14 protein-coding genes are annotated in these 16,510 nt (G+C 64.9%); 8 read left to right on the top strand and 6 right to left on the bottom strand.

Going from position 1 to position 16,510, the window contains the following annotated elements:
- Nucleotides 1-7 precede the first annotated feature (7 nt).
- A complete protein-coding gene (locus A6A04_RS03930; RefSeq protein ID WP_068490130.1) occupies nt 8-961 on the top strand; it encodes a two-component system response regulator in 954 nt (317 codons plus the stop codon).
- Nucleotides 962-968: 7 nt separating this feature from the next.
- Here the strand turns inward: A6A04_RS03930 and A6A04_RS03925 are convergent, their stop codons facing one another.
- Entirely contained in the window at nt 969-2,303 is a 1,335-nt protein-coding gene (locus A6A04_RS03925; protein WP_068490128.1) for a sensor domain-containing diguanylate cyclase, read from the bottom strand.
- Nucleotides 2,304-2,436: 133 nt separating this feature from the next.
- On the opposite strand from A6A04_RS03925, the gene A6A04_RS03920 reads away from it, so the two are divergent.
- Genes A6A04_RS03920 through A6A04_RS03905 form a run of 4 tightly spaced genes read left to right on the top strand, consistent with a single transcriptional unit; the run spans nt 2,437 to nt 6,194 of the window.
- Nucleotides 2,437-3,066, top strand: coding sequence for a penicillin-binding protein activator LpoB (locus A6A04_RS03920; RefSeq protein WP_068490126.1), 630 nt, complete (start codon nt 2,437-2,439; stop codon nt 3,064-3,066).
- Nucleotides 3,067-3,085: 19 nt separating this feature from the next.
- The gene (locus tag A6A04_RS03915; protein ID WP_068490125.1) at nt 3,086-4,516 is read left to right on the top strand and encodes a hypothetical protein; all 1,431 of its coding nucleotides are present in this window, start codon (nt 3,086-3,088) and stop codon (nt 4,514-4,516) included.
- Complete coding sequence (locus A6A04_RS03910) at nt 4,513-4,980, top strand: putative periplasmic lipoprotein (protein ID WP_068490123.1); 468 nt, start codon at nt 4,513-4,515, stop codon at nt 4,978-4,980. Before A6A04_RS03915 ends, A6A04_RS03910 begins: the two co-directional genes overlap by 4 nt.
- Complete coding sequence (locus A6A04_RS03905) at nt 4,977-6,194, top strand: hypothetical protein (RefSeq protein WP_068490121.1); 1,218 nt, start codon at nt 4,977-4,979, stop codon at nt 6,192-6,194. Before A6A04_RS03910 ends, A6A04_RS03905 begins: the two co-directional genes overlap by 4 nt.
- Nucleotides 6,195-6,512: 318 nt before the next feature.
- On the opposite strand, the gene A6A04_RS03900 is transcribed toward A6A04_RS03905, so the two are convergent.
- The gene (locus A6A04_RS03900; RefSeq protein WP_068490120.1) at nt 6,513-7,901 is read right to left on the bottom strand and encodes a sensor histidine kinase; all 1,389 of its coding nucleotides are present in this window, start codon (nt 7,899-7,901) and stop codon (nt 6,513-6,515) included.
- Entirely contained in the window at nt 7,888-8,565 is a 678-nt protein-coding gene (locus tag A6A04_RS03895; RefSeq protein ID WP_068490117.1) for a response regulator transcription factor, read from the bottom strand. Before A6A04_RS03895 ends, A6A04_RS03900 begins: the two co-directional genes overlap by 14 nt.
- A gap of 432 nt (nt 8,566-8,997) precedes the next feature.
- On the opposite strand from A6A04_RS03895, the gene A6A04_RS03890 reads away from it, so the two are divergent.
- Complete coding sequence (locus A6A04_RS03890) at nt 8,998-9,402, top strand: response regulator transcription factor (protein ID WP_068490115.1); 405 nt, start codon at nt 8,998-9,000, stop codon at nt 9,400-9,402.
- 2 nt (nt 9,403-9,404) lie between these two features.
- Here A6A04_RS03890 and A6A04_RS03885 read toward each other — a convergent pair whose 3' ends face one another.
- Nucleotides 9,405-10,004, bottom strand: coding sequence for a glutathione peroxidase (locus A6A04_RS03885; RefSeq protein WP_068490113.1), 600 nt, complete (start codon nt 10,002-10,004; stop codon nt 9,405-9,407).
- Between the two features lie 44 nt (nt 10,005-10,048).
- Nucleotides 10,049-12,748, bottom strand: coding sequence for a PAS domain S-box protein (locus tag A6A04_RS03880; RefSeq protein WP_068490112.1), 2,700 nt, complete (start codon nt 12,746-12,748; stop codon nt 10,049-10,051).
- 751 nt (nt 12,749-13,499) lie between these two features.
- Here A6A04_RS03880 and crcB point away from each other — a divergent pair.
- Nucleotides 13,500-13,883 carry a fluoride efflux transporter CrcB gene (crcB, locus tag A6A04_RS03875; protein WP_068490110.1) on the top strand — a complete coding sequence of 128 codons (384 nt, stop codon included), beginning with the start codon at nt 13,500-13,502 and terminating at the stop codon, nt 13,881-13,883.
- Nucleotides 13,884-13,893: 10 nt separating this feature from the next.
- The gene (locus A6A04_RS03870) at nt 13,894-14,226 is read left to right on the top strand and encodes a DUF190 domain-containing protein (protein ID WP_068490108.1); all 333 of its coding nucleotides are present in this window, start codon (nt 13,894-13,896) and stop codon (nt 14,224-14,226) included.
- Here A6A04_RS03870 and A6A04_RS03865 read toward each other — a convergent pair.
- Nucleotides 14,223-16,193, bottom strand: coding sequence for an acyl CoA:acetate/3-ketoacid CoA transferase (locus A6A04_RS03865; RefSeq protein ID WP_068490216.1), 1,971 nt, complete (start codon nt 16,191-16,193; stop codon nt 14,223-14,225). The two genes, A6A04_RS03870 and A6A04_RS03865, sit on opposite strands and share 4 nt — an antisense overlap.
- Nucleotides 16,194-16,510 lie beyond the last annotated feature (317 nt).

The raw sequence follows: 16,510 nt of genomic DNA, 5'->3' as shown, positions 1-16,510 counted from the left end.
CACGACCATGCTCATTGATCCCTCCGATCTCCTGGCATTCCAGGACCCTGAAGAAGTCTGCTCCAAATCGCCGTTTCGCGTCCTGGTGGTCGAGGATGACCTTGTCCACTTCACCTATTGCGAACATGTCCTGCGCAATATTTACGGCGACAAGCTGATCTTGCAGCGGGTGACCGATTGCCTTGGCGCCATCGAGGCCCTCAACGCCAACGAATACGAGATTTGCCTGCTGGATTATCTGGTCAAGGACGGCAGCGCCAAGGATGTTCTGGGCCGGGTCGATTTCACCCAGGTCATCACCCCGGTGATCGTGGTCAGCGCCTTTGACGACCGGGAATTCGTGCTGGAAGCCCTGCGCCACGGCGCCGACGACTATGTGATCAAGGGCCGCTTCAGCGAGGGCGACCTGCATCAGGCCATCCAGTACGCCATCTATCGCAAGTACAAGGAGCTGAAGCTGCGGCGCCGGGCGCTGTACGACCCGCTCACCGGATTGGCCAACCGCTCGCTGCTGTACGACCGTCTGGACGAGGCCCACCGCTACGCCAGTCGCCACAAGGAAAAATTCGCCGTCCTGGTGGTGGACCTGGACAAGCTGAAGCTGGTCAATGACAGCATGGGCCACGAGGCGGGCGACCGCCTGATCCAGATTTCCGCCAATGCCCTGGTCAGTTCACTGCGGGCCAGCGATACCATCGCCCGGGTTGGCGGCGATGAATTCGTCGCCATCTTGAAGAATGTCCGCGACAAGCAGGGACTCGCCCGTCTGTGCGCCAATCTGCTGAAGGCGGTGGAAACCCGCACCTCCGCCGAGGGCGGCTTCACCGCCCAGATCAGTTGCAGCATCGGGGTTGCCGTCTATCCCGACGACACCGTTTCGCTGGCCGAGATGCTGCGTCTCGCCGATACCGCCATGTACGCCGTCAAGGCCAATGGGGGCGGTTCGTTCAAATTCGTGTGACGGCGGACTATTCCGCCGCTTCCACCCGATCGCGGCCCTGGGCCTTGGCGCGATAGAGGGCCGCATCGGCACGGCCCAGGCAGGCTTCCAACCCCTCGCCTTCCTTGACCTTGCATTCGGCGACGCCGATGCTGGTGGTCAGGTGCAACGGATCGCCGCCACTGAGCGGAATCTCCATTTCCGCCAGATGGGCCCGCACCCGGCCCGCCACCACCTCGGCCGATGCCAGACCGGTCTCGGGCAGGGCGATGGCGAATTCCTCGCCACCCAACCGCCCGATGATGTCCTGGTCGCGCAAGACGTCGCGACACAGGATGACAAAGGCCTTCAGCGCCTCGTCGCCCGCGGCATGGCCGCGATCATCGTTGATCCGCTTGAAATGGTCGATATCGAGCATCAGCACCGACAGCGGGCGGCCATAGCGGGTGGCGCGCTGGATTTCCGAGCCGACCATCTGCATGAAGTGGCGGCGGTTCAGGGCCTCGGTCAGGAAGTCGATGGTGGCCAGTTGCACCAGTTCCTTCTGGACGCAGGCCCGTTCCAGCGCCTGGCCCACCCGACGGGCCAGCTCGCGCACCAGTTCCCGCTCGGAAACGGCGAAGGCCTGGCTGCCTTCGGCCGGTCGGCTTTCGGGCCAGCAGATCTCCATGCGTCCAGCGGGCCGCGACCCGGCGAAGACCTGGGCCTCTAGCCGCCAGGGAGTCTCGACGAAATCCGGGGTCTCGACGAAACCGCCGGGCAGAAGTCCATTATGGCAGGTCAGGCGCACCCCGATGGTTTCCGGTCGCAGCCAGGCGCTGGGAATGATCCCCACCACTTCCTCCATGGCCACTTTCAGCGGCAGTTCATGGGATTCCAGGGCGCGCGATACGCCGTACAGGCAGTTGATCTGGCGCATGCGCCGCTCGAGCTGGCGATTGGCCTCCAAGGCCTCGTCACGGGCCTCGCGCACCAGGATTTCGGCGCGCTTGCGCTGGATGGAATAGCGCAGCGACCGCGACAGCGAGGGCGCGTCGATGCGGGCCTTCAGCATGTAGTCCTGGGCGCCCTGTTCCAGCGACTGCAAGGCCTGGGCGTCGTCATCGTGATTGGTCAGCACCACCACCGCCAACTCGGGCGCGGCGCCACAGAACCGCTTCACGGTTTCATCGCCAACGGAATCGGGCAGGGTCAGGTCCAGGAACACCACATCGAAGCGGGTCTTGGCGATGGCCTCCAGCGCCGCGGCCAGACTGGCCGCGTGCTCCACCTTGACGTCGGGCAATTTCTCGAGCTCGGCCAGGGTCAACAAGGCCTGGGTCGGGCTGTCCTCGACCAGAAGGGCGTGCTGCTTATTCGGCACGGACGTTTTCTCTCCCCGGATAATATCAGGTCCATACTGTAGCGCAGATGGGCGGATGCAAGCACCCTCCGTTTGCCATAAGATCGCCTGAATTCGAGAAGAAAGTCAGACCCATCCCAATGGGAGAGCATCCATGCATCGCGTTCGCCTTGGCCTCGTCGTCCTTGCCACCGCCGCCACCCTGTCGGCCTGCCAGCGGGTGGACAACACCCCCGGTTCGCCCACCGTCTATGTGGACCCCGCCACGTCCGGCCCGGTCAAGGGGGTGGGCATCGAAAGCCAGGACATCGTGTCCATGACCGACCAGATGATGCGCGACATGCTGAGCCAGCCCCGGCTGGCCAATGCCGCCACGCCGCCCAGCATCATCATCGATTCGGAATATTTCCACAATGAAAGCTCGTCTCGGCTGAACAAGAACTCCATCACCGATCGGCTGCGTGTCGGACTCAACCGCGCCGCCGCCGGTCGGATGCAGTTCGTCGGCCGCCATTACGCCGACATGGTGGCCAAGGAACGCGATCTGAAACGCCAGGGCACCGTCGACCGCGCCACCCTGCCCGCCACCCAGGCCCAGAAGGGCGGCGACTATCGCCTGGGCGGCCGCATCACCTCGTTGGACTCCCGCGACCCCAAGACCGGCATGATGCAGCGCTACAACCAGATCGTCTTCGAGATGGTCGACCTGGAAACCGCCGAGATCGTCTGGAGCGGCATCTACGAATTCGCCAAGGCCGCCCAGGACGACATCATCTATCGCTGACCAGGAAGGAAACGCGGCCATGGCCGTCGCGGGCGTATCACGATTGACCACCAGCCTTGTGCTGGCGGCGCTGTGCGTCGGCTGCGTCACGGCGCGCGAGCGGGAGTCCAGTCCCGAAACCGCGACCTTGCACGCCTATCTCGCCGACAAGCCGCCCGAGCTGCATCGCCATTTCGCCGTCGCCCTGGCCCAGGGCCAACGCAACCGTGTGCTCAACGACATGCGTCTGGGGCTGGCGACTTTCGCCATGGGCCGCGACGCCCTGGCCGCCGAGCTGTTCGACGACGCCCTGGGCGGTATCGAGGCGGTCTATGCCGATACCGAGGAAGCCCGCTCCGCCCGCCGGTTGATGGTCAAGGAACAGGTCAAGGACTTCAAGGGCGAGCCCTATGAGCGGGTGATGGCCTATTACTATCGCGGCCTGTTGTATCTGCGGGCAGGCGATTACGAGAATGCCCGGGCCAGCTTCAAGGGCGGCATGCTGCAGGACGCCTTCGCCGAGGAGGAGCAGTACCGGGCCGATTTCGCCCTGATGCCCTTCCTCCAGGGCTGGGCCGCCCATTGTTGGGGCAACGACTCGCTGGCCGCCGAGGATTTCAAGGAATTCCGCGCCATCAACGCCGATGCCCCCCTGCCCCGCGACAAGGACAATGTGCTGGTGCTGGTGGAAACCGGCTCGGCCCCGGTCAAGGTTTCCGACGGGCCGCGCCTGCGGATCAAGCGCAGCGGCTCCACCGAGACCGCCCGCATCGGCTGGGCCGATCCCGACCATCCCAAGGACCACCCCCAGGACAGGGCCGTGCTGCTGGAGGATCTCTACCGCCAGGCCTCGACCCGGGGCGGGCGGCAGTTCGACGCCATCCTGGAAGGCAAGGCGGAATACAAATCCGCCGCCGACACCGTGAGCAATGTCGCCCTGGTGGGCGCGGTCCTGGCGGCCAAGGTGGCCACGGAAAGCGGCCCCCGCACGCCCCACTATTCCCGCGACCGCAACAAGCGCCAGCGCCAGTACGACCAGGACCGCGACGTGCAGCAAGGCGCCGCCCTGGTGGCGGGCGGACTGGCCGTCGTCGGGCTGCTGTCCAAATGGGTCGCCAGCTCCATCGAGGCCGATGCCGATATCCGCGCCTGGGACAATCTGTCCGACCGCATCCAGGGATTGACCCTGTCGCTTCCCGCCTCGGTCACCAGCCTGACGGTGGAGTTCCAGGTTCCCGGCGGCTCGTCCCTCGGCACCCGCGAGGTCGCCATCCAGCGGGCGGGTCGCTGTGGGCTGGCCTGGGTCCGCGATGGATCAGCCATCCCCAAGAATCCCCGCGCCCCCAGCAGCGTGCCACCCGAGATCATGGCCAGCCCGGTGGTGATCCCGCCCCGACCGGCTGGTCCTCCGGCCCCCGTCATCACCGCCCCGCCCGCCTCGCTGGCGGAGTCCAAGGAGTCATCCCCATGAAACGGCTGTTCGCCCCCGCTCTCGGTCTGCTGCTGCTCGGCGGCTGTTCCGGCATCGAACCGGCCCCCCATTGCGACATGGGCCGGGTGTCGAGCCAGCGCGATCTGGTTCCCGGCCCCGCCATGGTGCCGGACGAAAAGTCGCCGTTGAAGGAAATGCCGCTGAATTCGGTCAACATCACCGACCCGGCCATCATCAACAAGCTGTATGTCCGCTCCATCTCGGCGCGGCGCACGGCCACCGGCACGGTGGAGGTGATGGCCCAGGTGGTCAACTGCACCGACTTCCCCCTGAACGCCGAGGCCCGCACCCAGTTCACCGACGCCAGCGGCGCGCCCGCCGAGATCGTCAGCGCCTGGCAACGCGTCCACCTGTCGCCGCGCACCATCGGCAACTATCGGGAATTGTCGCTGGGCGACAAGACGGTGGACGGCTATCTGATCGAGATGAGGGAAACAAAATGACCCATCCCGCCCTTGTCCTGCTGCTGGCCTGCGCCCTGGCGCTGCCCGCCGCCGCCCAGGCCCAGACCGTCGGACCCAAGCCGCCGCCCTATCAGCCGCCGCCCAAGGCCCAGCCGCGTCCTGAAACCCCGGCCCGCGACGAGGCCCCGGCGCCGCGCATGGACACCACCGTCAATGCCGCCAGTTTCGCGCCGCGCGACGATGTGGTGGGCCGCTTCGCCGATGCCTATGTCCGGGGAGGACGCCCGCGGCTGGCCTTCTACTGGAACCGCTTGCTGTCCGACACCTTGGCCCAATGGTATTCCGACAGCCGCACCGTCACCGCCGAACGCAGTTCCGGCAGCACCGAGGGTGACCTGTCGCTCAACCGCTCGGGCAACCGCCAGATCGCCACCGAGACCCAGCGCCGGACCGGCGGCGAACAAGGCCGCCCGCCCCGTCCCGAAACCTGGGAATGGGAGTTCCAGGACGGCTTCCTCGGCGCCTTCCTCAAGGCCGACGCCCAGGTGGTGGACCGCACCGCCATCTTGCGCATCATGGGCGCCGGGGCCGAGGACATGGACCCTCGCACCGTCGAGGTCATGGCGCTGCAGAACATGGCCGACCTGATGATCGAGGTGCTGGTGGCCGAATCCGTCCGCTCGAACACCGGCTACGAGTTGCGCGCGCGGGTGCTGGACATGAAGACCGGCCGCCTGCTGGCCATGGTCAACAGCCGCGCCTTGCGCGAGTGGCAGCCCAGTCTCAAGGCCGAGGCCACCTCCCGTGGCTTCGAGCTGCCCGACGAGGATGACGAGCGCTTCGGCCCCGAACGGAGCGACCAGCGCTACAAGGCCACCGCCACCGGCTTCGAGAGAAAGCGCAAGCCGCCCAAGCTGTCGCTAATCGCCCATAATCTTGCGACCAATGTCATGGACGCGCTGATGCCGCGCCTGGAAGCCGCCGCCGATGCCGCCGCCCAGCCGCCCATGGCCAAGGCCGAGCCCGCCGCCGCGCCGCCGTCCAACGCCCCCATGCCGCTGGTGCGTCAGCCGGATGTTTCCAAGACGGTACCGGCCCCGCCCAAGCCCAAGGCCCCCGTCAATGACAGCGCCGTTCCACTGCCCGATGTGGACACCAAGCCGCTGCCGCCGCCCGCCAAGGCGGCGACGGTTGAACCTTCATCCCCTCCCGCCGGGGACGAACCGCCCATGCCCAAGGCCACCCGGCAATAGCGGGGGCATGCTGCTCGACTTTTGGCCCGAAGCAGCGAGCCATACAATTGCTCTATCCCCCTCCCTCGGCTTTGCCGGGGGAGGGTCGGGGTGGGGGCTGACGGCAACGGAAATGCAGGCGGATGCGAGCCCCCCTCCCGGCCTCCCCCCACCAAGGCGGGGGGAGGAGCGGCTCCGATTCCACGTTCGCCGTTTTAACGTTTCATGTCGTCCCAAACGTCAGCGAGGAATCTCCCCCTGAACCGACAGCGCCGAGTCTGAAAAGCCGTGCCTGGACGAGATCTCTTCTCCCGATGGTCGTCGGGATGACAGGGATGATCAGTCCTTGGCGTGAACGAAGCGCAGGCGGACCTCGAGGCCCGGATGGGCGTCGCCCAGCATCAGGCGGGCGCCGTGCAGCCGGGCCACCGCCTTGACCAGCGACAGGCCCAGACCATTGCCCGGGGTGGTGCGGGTGGCATCCAGGCGAACGAAGCGGTCCAGCACCCTGTCACGTGACTCCTCGGGAATGCCGGGGCCGGAATCCGTCACCACCAGATCCACCATGCCGGGTTCCAACAGTGACGACACCGCCAGGGTGACGCTGCCATGGGCCGGGGTATACTTGACGGCATTGTCCACCAGATTGGCGATGGCCTGGAACAGCAGGTGGCGGTCGCCCTTCACCGTCAGCCCGGGCTCGACGCCGCAAGTCAGGGTGACCTCCTTTTCCTCGGCCAGGGGCTCGTAGAGTTCCGCCGCGTCCGACGCCAGTTGCGACAGGTCCACCGGCTGAAAGCTTTCCAGCCGCGCCGAGGATTCGGCATGGGAGATGGTCAGGATGGCGCTGAAAGTGGCCAGCAGATTGTCGGCCTCGGCCAGGGTTTCCTCCAGGGTCCGATGATATTTCTCGCAGTCGGGCGGTCCCAGCAGCACCAGATCGATGCGTGAGCGCAGGCGGTTGAGCGGCGTGCGCAGGTCATGGGCGATATTGTCCGAAACGGTGCGAATGCCTTCCAGCAGCCGTTCCAACTCGTCCATCATCTCGTTGAAGCTTTCGGCCAGGGAGTCGAACTCGTCGTCGGTTCCCGACAGCACCATGCGCTGGCTCATATCGCCACCGAAGATGCTCTTGGCGGTACGGCTCATCTGATCGACCCGCTGCAGCATGTGACGGCTGGTGAAATAGCCGCCGACCACGCCTAGCAGGATGGTCAGGGCCAGGCCCCAACCCAACGCGCGGTTGATGGCCGACTTGACCCTGCGGGCATCGGCCAGGGACCGCCCCACCAGCAAACGATAGCCGTCGGCCAGTTCGTAGACCTGGGCCATCACCTCGGCCCCCGGTCCCAGCCCGCCGGTGGGCATGATGTGGAAACGGGCCCAGCCCACTTGGCTTCCCACTTCGGGCGGCCAGGCCCGCAGATTGCCCGCCAGGACATGGCCGTCGAGGCCCATCAGGAGATAGGTGGCGCGGGCGTCCAGATCCTGACGCACCCGATGGCCGATGATTTCCGACAGCCCGACCAGGTCGCGGTCGCGATAGACCTCGGACAGGCCGGTGGCCTCGGCCTCCACCGTTTCCTGCACCTGCCACTCGATGAACATGGTGGTGCTCCACGACACCAGCACCAGCAGCGCCACCGCCGAAACCGTGAAGATGCCCAGATAGCTGAGCGCCAGCCGGAAGGTGGTGGTGCCGAGCAGGCTGGCGTTAGCGGGCCGCACGAAGGGTATATCCCGCGCCGCGCACCGTCTGGATCAGCGGCGGGTCGAAGTCCTTGTCCACCTTCTGGCGCAGGCGCGAGATATGAACGTCGATCAGGTTGGTCTGGGGATCGAAATGATACTCCCAGACATTTTCCAACAGCATGGTCCGGGTCACCACCTGACCGGCATGGCGCATCAGGTATTCCAGAAGGCGGAATTCACGGGGCTGCAGGTCCACGACATGACCGCCGCGGGTCACCGACCGGGCCAGCAGATCCATTTCCAGATCCTCGACCTTGAGCCGGGTTTCCGGCTGAACCGCCGAAACCCGGCGCGAAAGAGCCTCGATCCGGGCCAGCAACTCGGCGAAGGCATAGGGCTTCACCAGATAGTCGTCGCCCCCCGCCTTCAGCCCGCGAACCCGGTCGTCCACCTTGCCCAGGGCCGAGAGCACCAGCACCGGCGTGGTATTCCCTGCGGCGCGGATGGCCTGGATGATGGCCAGCCCGTCCAGCCCCGGCAGCATGCGGTCGATGATCATGGCGTCCCAGCGTTCCGAGGTGGCGAGGAACAGCCCATCGGTGCCGGTGGCGGCATGGTCGATCACATGGCCTGCCTCGCGCAGGCCCTTGACCATGTAGGCGGCGGCTTCGCTATCGTCTTCAATCAGCAGGATGCGCATAGAAACCTTGTCTCTTGATGTCCCGGACCATATCAACGGAAAAGCCCCCGCGCCAGGGGGGGGAGACGCGGGGGCCTTTTTTCCGGTGTTCGTCCGCGAGGGGGATCGCGTCCGTCGTGGGGGTCATTCCTGCCCGAGGGGGGAGCGGACAGGCTACCGTGCGGCGGGGAGTTCAAATCCGCCTGGACCGGAGAGACTTCGACAGGGAGCGCAACCTTGCTGCCGATGTGCCGTCTCCAACCCTATGACCAGACAATGCCCGAAACGAGGTTACGGCAGCATTTCGCGGCGATTAATCTTTGGTAATGAAGCTTTGTCCGCATCGGGGCGGGGCAGCCATGCCCGAAACCGCTACCAACCTCACTCCCCTTCTTGATACTATCCGATCCGCCTAAGCCCAAGGCCTTAATCGTCCGCCGGACCCGATGCACCATGATGCCAGCCTCTCCCGATCCCACCGCGCCCTGGATCATTGCCGTCGATGACGACGCCACCACCCGCACCATCATCGCAAGCATCCTGCAGCGGCACGGCTATAACGTGATCGCCTGCTGCGGGGGGGCCGAGATGCGCGCGGCCATGGCGCGGGTCTCGCCCCATGTGGTGCTGCTGGATATCAACATGCCGGGCGAGGATGGGCTGTGCCTTGCCGAGGATGTGCGCGGACGCTTCGGCTTTTCCGTGTCCATCATCATGCTGACCGGCAGCAGCGACGAGTCCGATCGGGCCATGGCCTATGAGATCGGTGCCGACGCCTATCTGACCAAACCCTGTGATCGAGACGATCTGTTGCGCATGGTCGGCCACTACGCCGCCAGCCACGTCGCCGCGCAATAGGGTCAGGACCCGCCTGGGGCGGGCTCGGCCAGAGCCTTGTCGAGGGCGGCCCGCAGACGGGCGGCATCGGGAGCGGTGGTACTGGCGAACCAGTCCACCAGGCGGCCATCACGCCCCACCAGCAGTTTGTGGAAATTCCAGCGCGGCAGCCCCAGCGGGCCGGTCTGGTCGGCGGCCCAGCGATACAGCGGATGGGCCGCCGATCCGGTGACGACCTGCTTTTCCAGCAGCGGAAAATCGACGCCGTAATTGATCCGGCAGAAGGATTCGACCTCTGCATTGGCTCCTGGTTCCTGGGCACCGAAGTCGTTGGACGGCACCCCCAAGACCACCAGCCCCCGGCCGCGATAGTCGCGCCACAGGGACTCCAGCCCTTCGTACTGGGGGGTGAAACCGCATTGCGAGGCGGTGTTCACCACCAGCACCACCTGCCCCTTGAACTGAGCCGGATCGTGACTGCCGCCGCCGATGGCCGGCAGCGGCACCGACGACCAGTCCAGCCGTCCGGCCTTGCCCGCCTGGGCACTGGTGGAAAGCCCGATCACCGCCAGAACCGAGGCGATCAGCGATGCCACGGGATTATGGGACATGATTCGATGCATGACGCCCTCCTGTCACCGCTATGTTGGCAGTGACAGGGACGAGATCAAGCCTTGGCGCGGGGCAAGGTAAAGCAGAAGCGGCTGCCGCCGTCCGGGACATCCTCGATCCAGATGCGGCCGCCGTGGTTCTCAACGATCTTGCGGCAAACGGCAAGGCCGATTCCGGTCCCTTCATAGGCATCCTGGGCAACCAGGCGCTGGAAGATCATGAAGGCCCGGTCATGGTCCTGCGGCCGGATGCCGATGCCGTTGTCGGTCACGGAAATGGTCCATTCCTGCTGGTCGCCCCGGCAGCCGATCCGCACCACCGGCCGACGGTCGGGTGAACGGTACTTGATGGCATTGCCGATCAAGTTCTGGAACAGGCGCGTCAGTTCCATGCCGTCCCCTGTCACCGACGGCAAGGGATCAACCAGCTCAATGGTGGCCTCCGTCTCGGCCACGGCGACCTTGAGATTGCCCAGCGCCTCGTCCGCCGCCGCCGCCAGGTCCACGGGCTCCATGGGATTGGCGCGTCGCCCGGTGCGGGAATAGTCCAGCAGATCCAGGATCAGGCGGTCCATGCGGCGCGCCCCGCCAACGGCGAAATCGAAGAACGATTTCAGTTCCTCGGTCATGGCGTTACCCAGCCGCCGCTCGATCAGGGTGAGGTAGCTGCTGACCATGCGCAAGGGCTGGCGCAGATCGTGGGACGCCACATAGGCGAACTGCTCCAGCTCGGCATTGACCGCCTGCAAGCGCGCGGCCTGCTGGCTCAGTTCGCGGTTGGCCTCGGAAATGCGGCTTTCGGCTTCCTTGCGATAGGTGATGTCTTCCTTGATTCCGACGTAATGCACCAACTGGTGCTCATCATTGAAAATGGGGGAAATGGCCAGCACTTCCCAATGGGTCTCGCCGTTCTTCTTGCGGTTCTTGACCTCGCCACGCCATTGCCGGCCATCGGATATGGTCTTCCACATGTCTTCATAGACTTCCGGCGACGTCTCGCCGGAAGCGACCAGGGACGCATATCGGCCGATGACTTCGGTGGAGCCATAGCCGGTGACCGCGGTGAAATGGGCGTTCACATACTCCATCAAGCCATCGGGATCGGTGATCACCACCGAGACTGGCGATTGCTCCACCACCGTGGACAGCATCTTGAGACGCAAGGTCGCCGCCGCCTCGAAGGTGATATCGGTGCCGCTGCCGCGATAGCCGAGGAAACCCCCGTCATCGCCGAAACGCGGAGAACCACTGACGCTGACCCATTTGGCCTCGCCATTGTCGAGACGGAGCCAATAGCGGAAATCGCGGAAGCTGCGATGGGCGGACAGATCCTCGATATGGGCCTGCCAGACCCGGGGATCGATTTCGTAGCGCTCGGAGGCCACGTCCCAGCGCCGCCGCCCCAGCAGATGGTCGTAGCCGGAGCACAGGATGGTCCTGAAGGACGGCGAGAACCAGTTGAAGCGATGCTGGTCGTCGGTTTCCCACACCCAGTCGGTGGTCCCCTCCACCAGGGTGCGGAACCGCTCCTCGCTCTCGCGCAAACGGCGTTCGGCGGCGCGGCGCTCCGTGACATCCACCGCCACGCCGAGATAGCCGGTGATCTCGTTGGCGGCCGAACGCACCGGCGTCACCACCAGCGACACGATGATCAGTTCGCCATCCTTGCGCCGATAGGTCCATTCCCGCTTCTCGCTGCCGCAGCGTTCGGCGATGGCGACAAAGGTCTGGAAGCCCTCCACCGGCTGGTTCAGTTCCAGGGAGAGCTCGGCGGATCGTTCGCTCACTTCCTCGGCAAGGTGGAAGCTGGCGGGAGTGAGCCTGCCCACCATCTCTTCGGCGGCGTAGCCCAGCATCTTCTCGGCACCACGATTGAACACGGTGATCACGCCCCGGGAATCGGTCGCGATGATCGCCACTTCGGACGCCGCCGAGAGCACCCCTTGATATCGAAGATTCAAGCCCTGGATCATCTGTTCGTCCAGCTTGCGCTGGGTGATGTCCTCCTTGATGCCGACATAATGGGAAATGACGCCGTCAGCCCCGAGGATCGGAAATATCCGGGCATGTTCCCAGTACAGATCACCGTTCTTGCGCCGATTATGGAACGTGCCGGACCATGGCCGCCCGGCGGTCAATTCCGCCCAGATGGCCCTGTATTCCTCTTCCGTGGTATCGCCCGACTTCAGGATACGGGGGTTCTGGCCGATCACCTCGTCGCGGGAATAGCCGGTGACGCGGCTGAAAGCCTCGTTCACATAGTCGATGGAGCCATCGGGCATGGTAATGACGATGGAGGCCGGGCTCTGTTCCACCGCCATGGCCAGCCTTTGGCGCTCGCGCTCCAGACGGATGCGATCGGTCACATCGTGGACCAGGGACAGCAACACCATCCGCCCCTCATGGACCACCGGACCCGAATGCACCTCGACATCGCGGATTTCGCCACTGGCCAGACGATGGTGGAAAAAGAAATGGTTGCGGCTCTCGGAACGGGCCCGCGCCATCTCGGCCGCCACCTCTGCCGGGTCGGCGGTGTTGATATCGGTGATCCGCATGCCGACCAGTTGGTCCAGGCTCCAGCCATAGAAAGCCGCCGCCGCCGGATTGGCGTCGACAATGACGCCATCCTCCGGGTCGATCAGCAGCATGGCGACCTTGGAGCCGGTGAACAGTCCGCGATGACGGTCATCACTGTTCCGCTTCGCGACAATCGGAAGTGGCATCAACCGGCGCAGCCAATGAAACATGCCCATGGCCCTAGGTCCTGTACTCATAAACCTCGCGAGAGGCGCTGCTGGAGAAAATGGCGGAATGGCAGGAGAAACGCGATGGGCATAGTGGGGCTATGGACGAGCGTTTCGACGCACCAGCCCGCCATTTTCTCCGCAGCCCGAAGGGACGCGGGCCTTTTAGCGGCCGGGTTCGTTGCTCGTCGCTTGTGGACGGCCGGTCCACGGCGCGCCAAGCGCCTGCCCGGCCACCAAAATCCCTCGCACTGCGGGCTTCGCCCGCCCCTCGCATTGCTCGGGGCCGCCCTGCGGGCGTCGTTTGCCCCTGCGGGGCGGCACCGCATCCGTGACGTTTATGGGTACAGGACCTAGAAGCCATTCCCGGCTTCCGCGGCCAAATTCGTCCAGGTTCCCCCGAACCGGAAACAAGAATTCATAACCGAACCTTCCCCCAATCCGACGCGGTGAGTGTGTGCGTCTTCCCAGACTCTCGCCCACAGACTAGAACCACGCGTCTCCACCACTACCCCTTTTGACTTAGGATATACTACTTCAGAAGTATAAATATCAATTCCGGCGCGATTAAACAGAATGTAAATATACATGTTCATGATGGAGGGGCCGAGGTCAAGACCCACATCGTCTCCCACCCCTCTCCTCCCGCCCATTGACCCGGAACAGCGATGGGCATAGCCTCCGAAGCCGGTTTCCAGGAGCGGCTCGCATGACGTCCGCCTTGGGTTCCCGCCCGTGATCGGATCGAAGACCTAACGGCATGGCCTATCTGCTCGTCGCCATCGGAAGCGCCATCGGGGGAACGCTGCGCTTCTGGCTGTCGGAAGCCATTTCAGCATCGGTCGGTCAAACATTTCCGTGGGGAACCCTGGTGGTCAATGTCAGCGGATCCTTGGTGATCGGTCTGTTCGGGACGGTGACGGACCCCGATGGCCGCCTGCTGGTTTCCGCCGAGACGCGCCAGTTCGTCATGCTCGGTCTTTGCGGCGGCTACACCACCTTTTCCTCGTTCAGTCTTCAGACCCTGGTCCTGGCCCAGGACGGCGAGTGGATCCAGGCCGGAGCCAATATCGTGCTGTCGGTGGTCCTGTGCCTGCTGGGGGTCTGGCTGGGCCATGTCTGTGGGCTCGCCCTCAACCGTTAGCGAGAAAACCATGAAGGATCTGTCCGACGCCACATTGCTGCGCATCTTCATCGGCGAGCAGTCCCGCCACGGCCACCAGCCACTTTACGAGGCACTGGTGTTGAAGGCTCGCGAGGCCGGGCTGGCGGGCGCCACGGTCCTGCGCGGCCCCATGGGATTCGGCGCCTCGGGCCGGGTCCACACCGCCAAGATTCTGGATCTGTCCCATGATCTGCCCATCGTGGTCGAGATCATCGACAGCCCCGAGGCCATCGATGCGTTCCTGCCGACACTGCGCGCCATGATCGGCGACGGGCTCGCCACCCTGGAGACGGTGCGGGTGGTGCGGGGAAACAGACCCTAACCCAGATGCCGTTCCGCCTGGTCGGCGTTCTCGAAAATATGCGGCGCCAGGCCGCGCCTGGCCAGGGCGTCGCCCAGCTTCATGCGCAGGAAGGCGCTGGTGGTATAGCGGGTGACGCTGGTGTAGAAGCGCCCGACCACGTCGCGGACCATGTCCAGGTATTCGGCCTCCACCTCGGGGGCCAGGACGAATTCGTCATAATTGACCACCGCCATGACCTTGTGGCCCAGCGGCCGCAGGCGGGCCTCCACCTGGCGGCGGATGGCTTCCACATCCCGCGAGGTCCGCACCGTCAGGCGCTCGAAATTGATGAAGAAGATGCCGCGCTCCAGATCGAGGGTGAAGCGGCTGTCCATGGGCACGCTGAGCAGGTCGTCCCGCAGCCCCATGGGCTCGGGACGGAAGATGCGCTCGTCCATGGTGGCCAGTTGGGGGCTGATGGCGGGACGGAACGCCATATGGGGGAAGATATCGCGTTCCGGCTCGATGCCGGGCGCAACTTCCACCAGTTCCAGCCCGCCCCCAGTCAGGCGAAAAACACATCGTTCGGTGATGAACAGCACCGGCCGGCCGGCCTTGGCGGCCAGTGGCCCGGAAAAGGTCCGGTGCTGCACCTGCTCGACGAATTTGACGGCGCTGCCCTCGGCGACGATGGCGAGCCTGCCATTGGCCACCGCCACCTGCAGGTCACCCGCCGTGAAGGTGCCCACGAACACCACCTTCTTGGCGTTCTGGCTGATATTGATGAAACCGCCCGCCCCCGCCAGCCGGGGACCGAATTTGCTGACATTCAGATTGCCTTCGGCATCCGCCTGGGCAAGGCCAAGAAAAGCGATGTCGAGGCCACCGCCATCATAGAAATCAAACTGGTAGGGCTGGTCGATAATGGCCTGGGCGTTGACCGCCGCCCCGAAATTCAGTCCGCCCGCCGGAATGCCGCCGACCACGCCGGGTTCGGCGGTCAGGGTCAGCAGGTCGATCACCTTCTCCTCCGCCGCCACAGCCGCCACGCCTTCCGGCATGCCGATCCCCAGATTGACGGTGGCATTGACCTCAAGCTCCATGGCGGCGCGGCGCGCGATGATCTTGCGCTCGCTCATCTCCATGGCCGGGACCGAGGTCATGGGCACCCGCAATTCGGAACTGAAGGCGGCGCTGTAGGGCTCGGCGAAGGTCTGCCAGTGATGCTCGGGCCTGGCCACCACCACGCAGTCCACCAGGATACCGGGGATATTGACCTGACGCGGATTGAGGCTGCCGCGCTCGGCCAGACGTTCGACCTGGACGATGACCACCCCGCCGGAATTGCGCGCCGCCATGGCGATGGCCAGCGCCTCCAGGGTCAGGGCCTCCCGCTCCATGGTGATGTTGCCGTCGGGATCGGCGGTGGTGCCGCGCACGATGGCCACATTGATGGGAAAGGTCTTGTAGAACAGATACTCCTCGCCATCGATTTCCATCACCCGCACCAGATCCTCGGTGGTGCGGTCGTTGATCTTGCCGCCGCCGAAGCGCGGATCGACGAAGGTTCCCAGCCCCACCCGCGACAGATGGCCCGGCTTGTGGGCGGCGATATCGCGGAAGAGATGGGTGATCACGCCTTGCGGCAGATTGTAGGCGTCGATCTTGCCGTCCACCGCCAGTTTCTGAACCTTGGGCACCAGTCCCCAATGGCCGCCGATCACCCGCCGCAGCAGGCCTTCGTGGCCCAGATGGTTCAGCCCGCGCTCCTTGCCGTCGCCCTGCCCCGCCGCATAGACCAGGGTCAGGTCACGCGGTTCGCCGCTTTCCAGGAACCGCTCCTCGAGCGCGGTGGCGATGCCCTCGGCGAAACCGATACCGACGAAACCGCCAGTGGCCACGGTATCGCCATCGCGGATCAGCCTCACGGCGGCCTCGGCCGGGACCACCTTGCCGCGTGCCTGATTGCGCCCCGGCCCCAACAATGGGTGGTTGATAAGCGGCATGAACTGCATCCTCCCAGGATTGACCGACGGTCTTCGCCGTCTCTCCGGCCATGTGTGCCCCGGCCAGAAACCGCATTTTCCGGTCAAAGTATCGTCAGAGGATATACTAGTATCCCCTCAAAGCACCAGGAGTCCGGGTGTGCCCGCGAGCGAGCCGCCTCCACGCCCCTGACACAGGACATAGACCCTTTGGGAGGGGCAGTAATCAGCCCAATGCCGGTTCTTGCAGCTCCGCCACATCCAAAATAGTGACAAGTTGTGACATCCCGACACGGACAGACCCACCAAAGCCACCAGACTGTCGTGGGACTAATGCA

This window comes from Paramagnetospirillum marisnigri, from assembly GCF_001650715.1.
Lineage (GTDB): Bacteria > Pseudomonadota > Alphaproteobacteria > Rhodospirillales > Magnetospirillaceae > Phaeospirillum > Phaeospirillum marisnigri.
The sequence above is the reverse complement of the archived record's forward strand: the minus strand, read 5'-3'. Positions and strand labels throughout refer to the sequence as shown.

Excerpts from the sequence above, each read along its gene's own strand:
- A6A04_RS03865 (WP_068490216.1), bottom strand. The coding sequence starts at position 16,193 with ATGCCGCTTATCAACCACCCATTGTTGGGGCCGGGGCGCAATCAGGCA.
- A6A04_RS03880 (WP_068490112.1), bottom strand. The coding sequence starts at position 12,748 with ATGGGCATGTTTCATTGGCTGCGCCGGTTGATGCCACTTCCGATTGTC.
- A6A04_RS03885 (WP_068490113.1), bottom strand. The coding sequence starts at position 10,004 with ATGCATCGAATCATGTCCCATAATCCCGTGGCATCGCTGATCGCCTCG.
- A6A04_RS03910 (WP_068490123.1), top strand. The coding sequence starts at position 4,513 with ATGAAACGGCTGTTCGCCCCCGCTCTCGGTCTGCTGCTGCTCGGCGGC.
- crcB (WP_068490110.1), top strand. The coding sequence starts at position 13,500 with ATGGCCTATCTGCTCGTCGCCATCGGAAGCGCCATCGGGGGAACGCTG.
- A6A04_RS03890 (WP_068490115.1), top strand. The coding sequence starts at position 8,998 with ATGATGCCAGCCTCTCCCGATCCCACCGCGCCCTGGATCATTGCCGTC.
- A6A04_RS03920 (WP_068490126.1), top strand. The coding sequence starts at position 2,437 with ATGCATCGCGTTCGCCTTGGCCTCGTCGTCCTTGCCACCGCCGCCACC.
- A6A04_RS03905 (WP_068490121.1), top strand. The coding sequence starts at position 4,977 with ATGACCCATCCCGCCCTTGTCCTGCTGCTGGCCTGCGCCCTGGCGCTG.
- A6A04_RS03870 (WP_068490108.1), top strand. The coding sequence starts at position 13,894 with ATGAAGGATCTGTCCGACGCCACATTGCTGCGCATCTTCATCGGCGAG.
- A6A04_RS03915 (WP_068490125.1), top strand. The coding sequence starts at position 3,086 with ATGGCCGTCGCGGGCGTATCACGATTGACCACCAGCCTTGTGCTGGCG.
- A6A04_RS03895 (WP_068490117.1), bottom strand. The coding sequence starts at position 8,565 with ATGCGCATCCTGCTGATTGAAGACGATAGCGAAGCCGCCGCCTACATG.
- A6A04_RS03930 (WP_068490130.1), top strand. The coding sequence starts at position 8 with ATGCTCATTGATCCCTCCGATCTCCTGGCATTCCAGGACCCTGAAGAA.